General features: G+C 64.0%; 13 protein-coding genes. 7 read left to right on the forward strand and 6 right to left on the reverse strand.

The genetic code is table 11. From position 1 onward, the window contains the following. Positions 1–3: 3 nt before the first annotated feature. From NKJ37_RS21030 to NKJ37_RS21040, 3 genes are all read right to left on the reverse strand, one after another. Complete coding sequence (locus NKJ37_RS21030; protein ID WP_352722352.1) at positions 4–1209, reverse strand: FAD-binding protein; 1206 nt, start codon at positions 1207–1209, stop codon at positions 4–6. Between the two features lie 235 nt (positions 1210–1444). Then, complete coding sequence (locus tag NKJ37_RS21035; RefSeq protein WP_352722353.1) at positions 1445–2941, reverse strand: FAD-linked oxidase C-terminal domain-containing protein; 1497 nt, start codon at positions 2939–2941, stop codon at positions 1445–1447. A 278-nt stretch (positions 2942–3219) separates the two neighbouring features. Continuing rightward, positions 3220–4542: a DUF3422 family protein gene (locus tag NKJ37_RS21040; protein WP_352553600.1), complete on the reverse strand. Its 1323-nt coding sequence runs from the start codon at positions 4540–4542 to the stop codon at positions 3220–3222. 203 nt (positions 4543–4745) lie between these two features. On the opposite strand from NKJ37_RS21040, the gene NKJ37_RS21045 reads away from it, so the two are divergent. The 3 genes from NKJ37_RS21045 to NKJ37_RS21055 are packed head-to-tail and all read left to right on the forward strand — an operon-like array spanning position 4746 to position 7513. Continuing rightward, a complete protein-coding gene (locus NKJ37_RS21045; protein ID WP_352774911.1) occupies positions 4746–5549 on the forward strand; it encodes a FadR/GntR family transcriptional regulator in 804 nt (267 codons plus the stop codon). 18 nt (positions 5550–5567) lie between these two features. After that, positions 5568–6704, forward strand: coding sequence for an alpha-hydroxy acid oxidase (locus NKJ37_RS21050; protein ID WP_352774887.1), 1137 nt, complete (start codon positions 5568–5570; stop codon positions 6702–6704). Between the two features lie 35 nt (positions 6705–6739). Next, positions 6740–7513, forward strand: a complete 774-nt coding sequence (locus tag NKJ37_RS21055; RefSeq protein ID WP_352774889.1) for a metallophosphoesterase family protein — start codon at positions 6740–6742, stop codon at positions 7511–7513. Positions 7514–7552: 39 nt separating this feature from the next. Here NKJ37_RS21055 and NKJ37_RS21060 read toward each other — a convergent pair whose 3' ends face one another. Together NKJ37_RS21060 and NKJ37_RS21065 are read right to left on the reverse strand one after the other, a co-directional pair. After that, entirely contained in the window at positions 7553–7684 is a 132-nt protein-coding gene (locus tag NKJ37_RS21060) for a hypothetical protein (RefSeq protein WP_013893872.1), read from the reverse strand. A 292-nt stretch (positions 7685–7976) separates the two neighbouring features. Further along, the gene (locus NKJ37_RS21065) at positions 7977–8675 is read right to left on the reverse strand and encodes a type 1 glutamine amidotransferase (RefSeq protein ID WP_127292765.1); all 699 of its coding nucleotides are present in this window, start codon (positions 8673–8675) and stop codon (positions 7977–7979) included. An 88-nt stretch (positions 8676–8763) separates the two neighbouring features. On the opposite strand from NKJ37_RS21065, the gene NKJ37_RS21070 reads away from it, so the two are divergent. The 4 genes from NKJ37_RS21070 to NKJ37_RS21085 all read left to right on the forward strand — a co-directional run bounded on the left by NKJ37_RS21070 (position 8764) and on the right by NKJ37_RS21085 (position 12945). Then, the gene (locus NKJ37_RS21070; protein WP_352610037.1) at positions 8764–9411 is read left to right on the forward strand and encodes a hypothetical protein; all 648 of its coding nucleotides are present in this window, start codon (positions 8764–8766) and stop codon (positions 9409–9411) included. A 31-nt stretch (positions 9412–9442) separates the two neighbouring features. Beyond that, positions 9443–10177: a 16S rRNA (uracil(1498)-N(3))-methyltransferase gene (locus NKJ37_RS21075; RefSeq protein ID WP_352440704.1), complete on the forward strand. Its 735-nt coding sequence runs from the start codon at positions 9443–9445 to the stop codon at positions 10175–10177. A 244-nt stretch (positions 10178–10421) separates the two neighbouring features. Then, on the forward strand, positions 10422–11795 hold the full coding sequence (locus tag NKJ37_RS21080) for a glutamate--cysteine ligase (protein WP_352440705.1): 1374 nt from the start codon (positions 10422–10424) through the stop codon (positions 11793–11795). Positions 11796–11895: 100 nt separating this feature from the next. Further along, positions 11896–12945 carry a DUF937 domain-containing protein gene (locus tag NKJ37_RS21085; protein WP_352752463.1) on the forward strand — a complete coding sequence of 350 codons (1050 nt, stop codon included), beginning with the start codon at positions 11896–11898 and terminating at the stop codon, positions 12943–12945. A gap of 157 nt (positions 12946–13102) precedes the next feature. On the opposite strand, the gene NKJ37_RS21090 is transcribed toward NKJ37_RS21085, so the two are convergent. Beyond that, positions 13103–13393 carry a DUF1127 domain-containing protein gene (locus tag NKJ37_RS21090; protein WP_127254768.1) on the reverse strand — a complete coding sequence of 97 codons (291 nt, stop codon included), beginning with the start codon at positions 13391–13393 and terminating at the stop codon, positions 13103–13105. Between the last annotated feature and the right edge of the window lie 116 nt (positions 13394–13509).

Consider the following 13509-nt stretch of genomic DNA (forward strand, 5'->3'; position numbering starts at 1 on the left):
GTCCTAGGCCATTCGGCCGGGATTGAGGATATTCTTCGGGTCGAATTCCTGTTTCAGGCGCACCGCTAGTGCGGCAAGCGCCGGCGGCTGCGGCTCGAACACCGGCAGAGCGGCGCGATGCGAAGGTGCGGCACGCACCAGCGTCGCATGGCCGCCGCCATGTTTCCTCAACAGCCCGCGCAGCAGGGCGGCTTCCGGGTCGCCTTGTTCCATGCGCAGCCACACCAGCCCGCCCTGCCAGTCATAGAAGGCGCTGACGGCGGCCTGCATGCGCAGTGTCAGGACCATCTGGTGGCACTGTCCCGGCGTCATCGAGACACGCCAGACCGGTTTCTCGCCGTTGTCGGCGAAGGGCCTGCAATCGCGCACATCGCGCCAGATCAGCCGTGAGGTTTCACCGGCAATCTCCTGCAGCGGCCCGGCCTTGCCGAGCAGCGTTTTCAGCGCGGCAATACGGTAGGCAACCGACGGGCCGAAACCCTCGACACGCAGCAGCGTGGCGGCCTCGCTGCCGAGACTGCCGCCGGCGACGCGCGCGGCGATCCGCTCCGGCAGATGGGCGGCACTCGACACTTCAGCACTCGAGCCAAGCGCCAGGGCCATGGCGGCGGCAGCGGCATCGTCGAGCAAGCCACGGATGGCGAGCGTGACTTCGGTCTCGGCTGCCGGCAGCACCTTGAAGGTGACGTCGGTGAAGGCGGCCAGCGTGCCCCAGCTGTTGGCCATCAGCTTGGACATGTCATAGCCGGTGACGTTCTTGACCACGCGACCGCCCGACTTGAAGGCCTCGCCGCGCCCGGACACCACATTGATGCCCAGGATATGATCGCGCGCCGCGCCCGCCTTCAGCCGGCGCGGACCGGAGAGGTTCGCGGCGAGCACGCCGCCGATTGTGCCTTTGCCAGCTTCGCCGCCGAGCAGTGGGCCGTAGTCCATCGGCTCGAAGGCAAGCTGCTGGCCGTTTTCCGCCAGCAGCTTTTCGATCTCGGCCAGCGGTGTGCCGGCTTTTGCCGACAGCACCAGTTCAGCCGGTTCATAGAGCGTGACGCCAGAGAGTTTCGACAAGTCGAGCGTGTGTTCGGTTTGCAGCGGCCGGCCGATGCCACGCTTGGAGCCGTGGCCGAGGATTTCCAGCGGCGAGCCTTCCGCCGCTGCCCAGGCGACGGTGGAGGGGACTTCGGATGAGGTGGTCGGGGTGAAGGTGGTCATGGGCGACCCCTGTTCCTCGCCCAGCGAAGCGGGGAAGGCCACATCGGCCGCGTTTCTTCACACCCCCCTCTGTCCTGCCGGACATCTCCCCCGCAAGGGGGGAGATTGGCAGCTCGCACGACCGCGCCTTTCAAACCTTGGTGATTGGCGAAAGCCAAAACGACATCCAATCTCCCCCCTAGCGGGGGAGATGTCCGGCAGGACAGAGGGGGGTGTTCAAGCGCCGACATATCCCTCAAAACCTCGGAATGTCTGGGAACGGCAGTTTGCCGCCGGAAATGTGCATCCGCCCAAGCTCGGCGCATCGCCGCAGCTGCGGGAACACTTTTCCCGGGTTGAGCAGATGGTTGGGATCGAAGGCACATTTGACCCGCATCTGCTGGTCGAGATCGATCTGGGTGAACATTTCCGGCATCAAGTCGCGTTTTTCCACGCCCACACCGTGTTCGCCGGTCAAGACGCCGCCGACCTTGACGCAGAGCCGCAATATGTCGGCGCCGAAGCTTTCGGCCTTGTCGAGTTCGCCCGGTACGTTGGCATCGTAGAGGATCAGCGGATGCAGATTGCCGTCGCCGGCATGAAAGACATTGGCGACGCCGAGACCGTATTTTTCCGACAGCTCGCGCATGCCGGCGAGCACGCGCGGCAGCTCCTTGCGCGGGATGGTGCCGTCCATGCAGTAGTAGTCGGGCGAGATGCGGCCAACGGCCGGAAACGCCGCCTTGCGGCCGGCCCAGAAGCTCAGCCGTTCCTGTTCCGACTGCGAAATGCGGCAGGTGGTCGAGCCGTTCTTGTAGGCGATCGCCTCGACCAGCCCGATCAGATGATCGACCTCGACGCCGGGGCCGTCGAGCTCGACGATCAGCAGCGCCTCGACATCGAGGGGATAGCCGGCATGAACGAAATCTTCCGCCGCATGGATCGCCGGCCGGTCCATCATCTCCATGCCGCCCGGGATGATGCCGGCGCCGATGATGTCGGCGACGCACTGGCCGCCCTGCTCGCTGGTCGGGAAGCCGATCAGCAGTGCACGTGCCGTCTCCGGCTTCTTCAGGATGCGCACGGTAACCTCGGTGACGACGCCGAGCAGCCCTTCGGAGCCGGTCATGACGCCGAGCAGGTCGTAGCCTTCCGCATCGAGATGACTGCCGCCCAGCCGCACCACTTCGCCATTCATCAGCACCATCTCGATGCCGAGCACATTGTTGGCGGTTAGGCCGTATTTCAGGCAGTGCACACCGCCGGAATTCTCCGCGACATTGCCGCCGATTGAGCAGGCGATCTGGGAGGATGGATCAGGGGCGTAGTAAAAGCCCTCCTGCTCGACGGCGGCGGTGATGCCGAGATTGGTGACGCCCGGCTGGGCAACGACGACGCGATTGGGGAAATCGATCCCGAGGATGCGGTTGAAGCGGCTCATGACCAAAAGCACCGCGTCCTCGAGCGGCAGTGCGCCGCCCGACAGCGAGGTGCCGGAGCCGCGCGGCACGATGCGGATGTTGCGGTCGTTGCAGTATTTCAGCACGCGCGAAACCTGCGCCACGGTTTGCGGCAGCACGACAACCAGCGGCAGCTGCCGATAGGCGGTCAGGCCGTCGCTCTCGAAGGCGCGCATGGAATTGGCGGCGTCGACGACGCCCTCACCCGGCACGATGATGCGCATGTCGGCGACGATCTCGTCGCGCCGGCGCATCGTGGCGTCGTCTGGTTTCGGCATGGCCAAGCCGGACATCAGCAGCCTCATTTCGCTTGACTGGTCAAAATCTTTTACCAGTGAAGCGCGTTGGGTGCAAATCCTGTGGCGGCGGGGAATCCGCTTCAAGGCTGAGGCAAGCTTCCTCAGCGGCAATCTGCCGCTCCCTCACCCTCCCCTTGTGGGGAGGGTCGCGAACGAAGCGAGCGGGGTGGGGGTCCGCGCGGCGCTCTACGAGGGACCACCACCCCGTCTCACGATCTTCGCTTCGCTGCGATCATGAGCCGACCCTCCCCACAAGGGGAGGGTGAGCAGATCTATTCGCCGGGCGGCTTGCCGGGCTCGGAATGCATCTTGCGCACGCGGCGTACGCCCCACCAGACCAGCAGGATGGCGACAGGCACCGAAGCCGCGGTAACGATCTCCGGCGCGAAGGCATGGCCGAAGATCGAGGCGCCCTTGGCGACATAGCCGACAAGGCCGACCACATAATAGGAAACGGCGGCGACCGAGAGCCCCTCGACGGTCTGCTGCAGGCGCAGTTGCAGGCGGGCGCGGTTGTTCATCGAGGCAAGCAGGTCGCGGTTCTGCTTCTCGACCTCGACATCGACCCAGGTGCGCAGCAGCGTCGTGGCGCGGGTCAGTTTTCGCGACAGATTTTCCTGCCGCTCCTCGACCGAGCGGCAGGTGCGCATTGCGGGTGCCACACGGCGCTGCAGGAACCCGCGCCATGTGTCATAACCGGGCACAGCCTCTTCCTCGAGCGCCTCCAGCCGTTCGCCGACGATGCCGTCATAGGCGCGGCTGGCGCCGAAACGATAAAGGCTCGATGCCGCGTCCGCCTCCAGCTCCGCCGCAAGTTCGGTCAGATCGGCCAGCAAGGTCTGGCTGTCGCGTGTCCCGGCGACCTTCATCTCCAGCGTGGTCTGCGCCAGCCGGTCTTCGATGCGGCGGGCGCGGCCGGACAAGGTCAACGCCAGCGGCAGGCCGAGCATGGCCAGCGTCCGATAGGTTTCGATATCGATAAGCCGCTGCGACAACGCGCCGGTGCGCGCCGGGGTCAAGCCGCGATCGAGCAGCAGCATGCGGGTCAGGCCATCGCCATCCTGGCGAAAATCGGTGACGATGGCGGCGTTTCCGCGCTCGACCAGCGAGTAGCACAGGCTGGTCGGATCGAAACCGGCTATCAGCTGCTCGCTCGCTTGCGTCCATTTGCGGATTTCGAGCCTGATGCCGGAGATGCAGGTTCCCGGCGGCGAGAACCCGTTGCCGAACGGGGAGTCCTCCGGCGTCCTGCCGCTTTCGGAAAGCGGCCCTTCCCACAAATAGGTCGAGAATTCGGTGTGCCGCTCCCAGCGCAGCGAGCCCTTGCCCCATTTCATGGCATGGTGGCGGGCCTGGCGGTCGGGCGCGGCGATGCCGAGGCGCCGCGACAGTTCGGAAAGCACCGCGTGGTCGACGCCGGAGCCACCCTCCGTCATGAAGGCGAGTTGCATCAGGACGCGTGGCTTTTCGATCAGCGGATGCGGCCGGGCATGAACCTCGCCGAGTGCGCCGGGCCGCCCCTCATGCGCGGGAAAGCCCATGACGCTGCCCTTGGCGCGCGGCTGGAATTCGAGATCGGACGGGTCGTCTGACACGGCTTGTTCCCTGGGTTCCTTGAACCCTCTTGCACGTGCGTCCCTCTAGTGCCAATGGCCTTATGACGCAAACAGCAAAGTTAGCCGAAGATGATGGCATCAGGGCGAAAAATCGGCACGCTTTTGTCAATTGGATAAATAATTTGACCAGTTGGCGAGGCTGGCTCTATTCTGCGACACCGGTTCACCTTCCAGGCATTCTGTTGAGCGACATTTTTTCCAGGATCGAGCATTCGCGCACCGCCGACGAGGTGGTGCAGCAGATCGAGAGCCTCATCCTCGAAGGCGTGCTGCGCACCGGCGACCGGCTGCCGGGCGAGCGCGAGCTTGCACGCCAGTTCGACGTATCCCGGCCGATCCTGCGTGATGCGCTGAAGTCACTGGAAGGACGCGGCCTTTTGACGACAAGGCCCGGCGGCGGCACGCATGTCGCCGATGTCATCGGCCAGCTCTTCACCAAACCGGTGACGGACCTGATCTCGATGCACCGCAAGGCAGTGACCGATTATCTGGAATACCGCCGCGAGATCGAAGGGGTCGCGGCTGAATACGCGGCACGGCGCGCCACTGCGGACGACATGGCGCTGCTCGACAAGATCATGGCACGCATGGACGATGCGCACCGGACCGGCGACTTCGACGACGAAGCCGAGATCGATGTCGAGTTCCACCACGCGATCTGCGAATGCGCGCACAACATCATCCTTTTGCACACGCTGCGCTCCTGTTACCGGCTGTTGTCGGAGGGCGTGTTCCAGAACCGGCTGCTGGTGTTCAGCGTGCCCGGCGCGCGCGACGCCCTGCTCGCGCAGCACCGCGCGATCCATGCGGCGGTGAAGGCCGGCGACCCGGATGCTGCCCGGCAAGCGGCGATGGACCACATCACCTATGTCGAACGGTCGATGGCTGAGGCCGAGCGCAGCGGCGACTGGCAGCGCGTCTCGCGACTGAGGTTGAAACAGCGCGTCGACGCCACCGATACAGAACCAGCACCCAAACGCTCCTAGCTATCGAGACGGGAACCCATGAGCCAGATCCTGACCATCGCCGACCTCAAGGACCTCGCCCGCCGGCGCGTGCCGAAGATGTTCTTCGACTATGCCGATTCCGGTTCGTGGACCGAAGGCACGTATCGGGCCAACGAAGAGGATTTCCAGAAGATCAAATTCCGCCAGCGCGTGCTCGTCGACATGGACAACCGTTCGCTGGCGTCGACGATGATCGGCGAAAAAGTGTCGATGCCGGTGGCATTGGCGCCAACCGGCATGACCGGCATGCAGCACGCCAATGGCGAGATGCTGGCGGCTCAGGCGGCGGAGGAATTCGGCGTGCCGTTTACCTTGTCGACGATGAGCATCTGCTCGATCGAGGATGTCGCCTCAGTAACCATGAAGCCGTTCTGGTTTCAGCTCTATGTGCTGCGTGACAAGGATTTCGTGCTCAACCTGATCGACAGGGCAAAGGCGGCGAAATGCTCGGCGCTCGTGCTGACGCTCGACCTGCAGATTCTCGGTCAGCGCCACAAGGACATCCGCAACGGGCTTTCGGCGCCACCCAAGCTGACGCTGACGAACATCGTCGACATGGCCATCCGCCCGCACTGGTGCGCCGCCATGGCCGGCACGAAGCGGCGAACCTTCCGCAACATTGTCGGCCACGCCAAGGGCGTCGGCAACATGGCCTCGCTGGCATCGTGGACGACGGAGCAGTTCGACCCGCATCTGTCGTGGAAGGACGTCGCCTGGATCAAGGAGCGCTGGGGCGGCAAGCTGATTCTCAAGGGCATTCTCGACAAGGAGGACGCGCTGATGGCGGCCAAGACCGGCGCCGACGCGATCATCGTTTCCAACCATGGCGGGCGCCAGCTCGATGGTGCGTCGTCGTCGATCGGCGTGCTGGAAGAGATTGCCGACGCGGTCGGCGACACGATCGAAGTGCATATGGATGGCGGCATCCGCTCCGGCCAGGATGTGCTGAAGGCGCTTTGCCTCGGTGCCAAGGGAACCTATATCGGCCGGCCATTTCTTTACGGCCTGGGTGCACTTGGCAAGGAAGGGGTTACCAAGGCGTTGGAAATCATCCGCAAGGAGATGGACATCACGCTGGCGCTGTGCGGAAAGCGTCTTGTCACCGACATGGGCAAGGACCAGCTCCGGCGCTAAGCCCGTGACCGCGTGACCACGGAGACACCGAAAAATTGGCAGAACCCGGCATCCATTTTCTCGACGCGCATGGGCCGGAAGGTGTGCGTCTTTACGCGATCGGCGACGTCCACGGCCGGCTCGACCTGCTGGCCGCCATGCATCTGCGCATCAGGGCCGAGATCGAGCAGGAGGCGCCTGCCGACTGGCGCATCATCCATCTTGGCGACTATGTCGACCGCGGGCCGGACTCGAAGGGCGTCATCGATTTCCTGATCGAAGCGCAAGAGCGCGACCCTCGTCACCTGATGCTGGCCGGCAACCACGACATCGGTTTTCTCGATTTTCTCAAGACCCCTGACCCGGAAGGGCTTTTCATCCGGTTCGGCGGCATCCAGACGGCACAGTCTTACGGCGTGGCGATCAGTGAAGGCACCAGCGTATGGTTCGGCAAGGCCGAATCGGCCGTGCGCAAAGGACATCAGGCCCTGGTCGAGGCCGTGCCGCAAAGCCACATCGACTTCCTGCGATCACTGCCGTTCTCCGCGATTTTCGGGGACTTCTTCTTCTGTCATGCCGGCATCAGGCCGGGTAATCCTCTGGAGAAGCAAAACCCACAGGACCTGATCTGGATCCGCGACGTCTTCCACAACCACACCGACCTTTATCCGAAGATCGTGGTGCACGGCCACACCCCGGTGCCGGAGGCGGAAGTGATGGCCAACCGCGTCAATATCGACACGCTTGCCTGGCAGTCAGGCATGCTGAGCGCGCTCGTCGTCGACGGCGCGGACAAACGCATCCTGACAATGACGATCAAGGAAGCTTGAGCGTCGCGCGTCGGAAGACGCGAAAGACGCTTCCCGCCTTTAGCGCAGCGAGGCGGTGACGCCGTAACCGTCTACGGCGTTGTGGTTGTTGGCTGCGTCGGCGGCATAGATGCCGAGACCGCACAGCACGATGGCGGACAACATGGCAAAGGACAGAAGCGCTGCTTTCACGGAGGTCATCTCTTGTTGAGCTTTCTGCATCTGTGCACCAGGCGGTTACCAATGCGTTGAAACGGAGAATTCGCTTCAAAGTTTCGACGATTTTGCGCTTCTAGGCATGTTCTGTATCAACGGTGTGTCGCGCGGGTCACACAAAGGTTCATAGCCGTTGCACAGAAGATGCAGAGCGCGCGCCTTCTAGGATGGCGGGCGGACACAAGCCAAGAATGAAACGGTTTTCCCCAGGCGGTTTCACCGCCGCGTGCCAATTATGTCACGCTGGAGGGTGCAGAGAGACCAACGCTCAGATGGTCGCTACCCAGGCGCGGGCAATGGCCAGACCCGCGGCATCCGCATCGGGTCCGTTGCGGGCCATTTCGCCATCGAGCTTGCCGGCCCAGTCGGGATGGCGGGCGGCGATGGTCGGGGCAAAGGATGTGCTCCAGTCCTTGACCATCGGCCGGTCGGCCTCGAAATGGAACTGGAAGCCATAGACGGCGCGGCCGACGCGAAACGCCTGGTTCTCGGCGACATCGTTGCCGGCGAGCCGCACGGCGGCCTCGGGCAGCACGAAGGTGTCGTCATGCCACTGGAAGATCGGGAATTTCTCCGGCAGCGCGCCCAGCACCGGATCGGCCTTGGCGTCCGCCGTCAGCGATACGCCGCGCCAACCGAACTCATTGGCGCCGCCGATGCGGTTTTCGCCGCCGAAGGCACGGGCGACGAGCTGGCTGCCGAGGCAGATGCCGAGCACGGCGCGATCCTTGTCGGCAAAGTCGCGGGTCAGTTCGAGCAGTGCCGGGAAATAGGGGTACTCATCGTCGGCCAGCGCATTCTGGCCCCCGCCGAGCACCACCATGGCATCATGCCCGGCGGCGTCATCCGGCAGGGGATCGCCCCTGTAAGGGAGACGCAGGTCGAGATCGGCACCCGCTTCCGCAAGTGCTGCGCCGACCTGGCCAAGGCCGGTATTGTCGTAGTTCTGGACCACCAGCACCCGCATCACAAAACCCTACTGACATGAAAAAGATGCGACGAGCGATATCATGCCGCTCGCATTGCAGCCAAGATGCGTGTCCGGAGAGAAAACTATGCCACTGCAGAACCGGGTCGATCCGTTCGGTACCATCCACGCCGTGCCTGATCGCGGCCTGTTCACCGGCAATCGCGGCATCATCCACGATCCCGAGACGAAGACGCTCAAGAAGAAGCGCTGGGCGCTTCCGGCCTGGATCATCTGCGTCCGCCAATTCCGCAATGTGCGGCGCGAACCGATGGGCCGCAACCGGAAGGGCGGCAAAGTGGGCTGGACCGAGCTGTTCTTCCTCGACGAGGTGACTGCATTGGCTGGCGGGCATCGCCCCTGCTTCTTTTGCCAGCGCGAACGGGCCAGGGATTTCGTCAGCCGCTTCGGCGACGCCTTCGGCATTGCCGAACCGCGTGCGCCGATGGTCGACAGGCGGCTGCACAAGGAGCGGCTGGCCTCGGGCGGCAGGCCGCCAGTGGTTGCGGTTGAAGACCTTGCCGGCCTGCCGGACGGCGCCATGGTCGCGGATGGCGCCACGGTTTATGCTTTGCGTCGGGGCAAAACGCTGCGCTGGTCGTTTGCCGGATATGGGCATCCCGGCGATTTCGGCTTGCTCAACGGCAAGACACTCTCGCTGCTGACGCCGGCCACAACGCTCGCCGTGCTGGGGCATGGCTTTCGGCCGGTGTGGCATCCGACCGCCGAGGCTTGACGCCGGCAGCCGGCTCGCTCATTCCTCGGCGATGCGCGCCAATTACAAGATGCAACGTCTGTTCGTGCCCGACGATCTCGCGCCGGATGTAGAGTTCGACGCCGGCCAACAGCAGAGCCACTATCTCCGGCATGTGCTGCGGCTTGGCGAAGGCGCCGAAATCCTGGTGTTCAATGGCCGCGACGGCGAGTGGTCGGCGGCCATCGCGGCGAAGACGAAAAGGGCGGTGCGGCTGAAGGTGTCGGCGCTGCAGCGGCCGCAGCCGCCGCTGCCCGATCTCGTCTACTGCTTTGCGCCACTGAAGCAGGGCCGGCTCGACTATCTCGTGCAGAAGGCGGTCGAGATGGGCGCCGGCATCCTGCAGCCGGTCATCACCCAGCACACGCAAGTGGCCAAGCCGTCGATCGATCGCCTGCGCGCCAATGTCGTCGAAGCCGCCGAACAATGCGGCATCTTGGCGGTACCTCAGGTGCACGAAGCCGAAAAATTCGACCGCCTGCTGATCGGCTGGGACACAGGGCGACGGCTGATCTTCTGCGATGAGGATGCTTCGACCAACAATCCGCTGGCCGCGCTGCAGGCGGTCAAGGAAAAGAAGCTTGGGCTGCTGGTCGGGCCGGAGGGTGGCTTTTCCGACGACGAGCGCAAGATGCTGCGCGCCCTGCCCTTCGTCACCGCCATTCCGCTCGGCCCGCGTATCCTGCGCGCCGATACGGCGGCGGTGGCCGCGCTCGCGGTGATGCAGGCGACAGTCGGAGACTGGTAAGACCTCGCCTCTTGCAAGGAATGGGCAGCGCTGCCACGTTCAATTCCTGTTGACCTGTGGCTCAGGATTTTTCGCTTGATCGTCTGCTGACATTTCGTCCATTTAGCGCCGGCGATCGTCCGATCGTCCTACAGCGCCCGCCGCCTTTCGGACGTGCAAAGGACACTGTAGCATTCCATTGGGGCACATGATCCCCAGCGAAAGTCGAAAGCCGATTTTCGGGGTCATGTGCAGAGGGTTCATAATGGCGCGCGATACGACCGATTTCCGCCCGATCGAAGGTGTCGACGAACTCGTCGAGCATCTGGCCGAAGGCAACAAGCCGCGCGACAAATGGCGCATCGGCACCGAGCACGAGAAATTCCCCTTCTATGTCGACGGCAATGCACCGGTCCCCTATGGCGGCGAGCGCGGCATCCGCGCCATTCTCGAAGGCATGCAGTCAAAGCTCGGCTGGGATCCGATCGTCGACGACGGCCGCATCATTGGCCTGGTCGAACCGACCGGTCAGGGTGCGATTTCGCTGGAACCCGGCGGCCAGTTCGAGCTTTCCGGCGCACCGCTGGAGACGATCCACCAGACCTGCCGGGAGGGCAACGCCCATCTGGCGCAGGTGCGCGAGATCGCCGAGCCGATGGGCATCCGCTTCCTCGGCCTCGGCGGCAGTCCGAAATGGTCGCTGGCCGAGACGCCGAAAATGCCGAAATCGCGCTACGAGATCATGACGCGCTACATGCCCAAGGTTGGTACCAAGGGCCTCGACATGATGTACCGCACCTGCACGATCCAGGTGAATCTCGACTTCGAGAGCGAGGCCGACATGCGCCGCAAGATGCAAGTGTCGTTGAAGCTGCAGCCGCTGTCGACGGCATTGTTCGCCAATTCGCCTTTCACCGAAAGCCACCCGAACGGCTTGCAGAGCTGGCGCGGCGACATCTGGCGCGACACCGACAACCAGCGCTCGGGCCTGCTCGAATTCTGCTTCTCGCCCGATTTCGGCTTTGCCGACTATGTCGAATGGGCGCTCGACGTGCCGATGTATTTCGTCATCCGGGACGACCGCTATCACGACATGACCCACATCACCTTCCGCCAGTTCATGGCCGGGGCCGCGCGCAATGCAGTGCCGGACGGGCTGCCGACAATGGGCGACTGGGCGAACCATCTGTCAACGCTGTTCCCGGACGTGCGGCTGAAGCGCTTCCTCGAGATGCGCGGCGCCGATGGCGGGCCATGGCGGCGCATCTGCGCGCTGCCGGCCTTCTGGGTCGGATTGCTTTATGATGAGGCCGCACTCGATGCCGCCGAGGCGCTGACCTCGAGCTGGACGTATGAAGAAACGCTGGCGATGCGCAACGCCGTGCCGGAACAAGGCATTTCCGCACCGTTCCGCAACACCACGCTGCGCGAGATCGCGCGTGACGTGATGGTCATTTCCCGCATGGGCCTGAAGAACCGTGGCAAGAAGAACCGCGACGGCTACGACGAGACCTCCTTCCTCAACACGTTGGACGAAGTCGTGGCGCGCGGCACCACCAGCGCCGAGGAGATGCTATCGGCCTACCACACGCGCTGGGGCGGCTCGATCGAGCCGGTTTTCATGGAATACGCCTATTAACCCTCGGATTTGGCAAAGCTGACCGGCCGGCAAAAGTCGCTTCAATCGGAAGTGGAAACAAACTAGGCTTCTTCGGCGAGGATTTCCGGAGGAGAGACCAATGCCTTCCTTGTTCGACATGCTGACGCAGGCCCAGAACGGCAACGGCATGCAGGCCCTTGCCCAGCAATACGGGCTCTCGATGCAGCAGACGCAAGCGGCGGTCGCCGCGTTGCTGCCGGCCTTTTCGCAAGGGCTGCAGCGCAACACCGCCGACCCTTACGGGCTCGGCGCCTTCATGACGGCGATGGCCAGCGGCCAGCACGCCAAGTATTTCGAGGACGCAACCCGGGCCTTCTCGCCGCAAGGCGTGGATGAGGGCAACGGCATTCTCGGGCACCTGTTCGGCTCGAAAGACCTGTCTCGCGCCGTGGCCAGCCAGGCGGCGCAAGCCAGCGGCGTCAATCAGCAGATCCTGCAGCAGATGCTGCCGGCGATCGCCTCGATGGTCATGGGCGGGCTGTTCAAGCAGACGACAAATCAGATGCAGGCCGCCGGCGGTTTTGGCGGCGGCGGCAACAATCCGCTCGGCGAGATCATCGAGCAGATGATGCGCCAAGGCGGCGCCATGCAGGCCCCGGCGCCGCAGCCGCGCCAGGCGCCGCAGCCCCAGAATCCAATCGACAATCCGCTCGGCAAGGTGTTGCAGGACATGTTCGGCGGCGGTGCGCCTCAGCCACAGCCGCAAAGCCAGCCGCAGCCGCAGCCTAATCCCTACGGCGACAATCCGCTCGGCAAGGTGCTGCAGGACATGTTCGGCGGTGGCGCGCCTCAGCCGCAGCCGCAAGGGCGGACGCAGCCGCAGCCTCAGCAGACACAGAGCCCCTACGGAGACAATCCGCTGGGGAAAATCTTCGAGGAGATGCTGCGGCAAGGTGGCGGTGGCTTAGGCGGCATCCCTGGCGGACAGCCGGCGCCGCAACAGCCTCAAGCGCCCCCACAGCAGCGTCAGGCACCGCAGCCACAGGCCAATCCGAGCGGCAGGCCAACGAATCCGTTCGACGACCTGTTCGGCAAGATGTTCGAGACCGGCGCCCAGCAGCGTGACGACTACCAGAAGGGCGTGGAGACGATCTTCGACCAGTTCAAGCGGGATATGGATCGGCGGTAGGCGGTCTTCGCTGAGGTAGAAAGAGAAAAGCCCGGTCCTGGGAGGACCGGGCAGAGTGCAGGCGGGCCGGGGGGATCCGGCAGGGAGTGGGAGCCTGCATACTCGTCAGTCGCGTCGAACCCCGAAAAGGTTCACGACCTAAACAACAAGCAACAGATCAGGCCACCTTGCGGGCGATGTCCTCGATCGTTTCGACGCGATCGCTGGCGATTTCGCGCAGCATCGCCGTCGGGTCGCGGCCAAACGGCACGTCGATGGCGACGTGCAGGTCGGCGCGCGTCAGGCCGATATCGGCGAGTTCGGCGTCCGACATCTCGCCAAGGCGATAAAAGGCGCGGCGGTTTTTCCAGGCGCGATAGATGTTGGAGACGGTGTTGGCCACGCGAGTCGCAACGGCCGGACGCGAGGTGATGCGCGAGGTCTCGGTGGCGAAATCGAACGTGGTCATTGTCGGTCTCCTTCAGACTCGAACGGGCAAAGCCTTGCAATCGGCGCTGGCGACAGCGGCCGTTCCGGCTTCGATTCACATGCCTTCATGTGGACAATACCAATTTGCCATCGAGT

This window comes from Mesorhizobium sp. M0140, from assembly GCF_040322475.1.
In the GTDB taxonomy this organism is placed as follows: domain Bacteria; phylum Pseudomonadota; class Alphaproteobacteria; order Rhizobiales; family Rhizobiaceae; genus Mesorhizobium.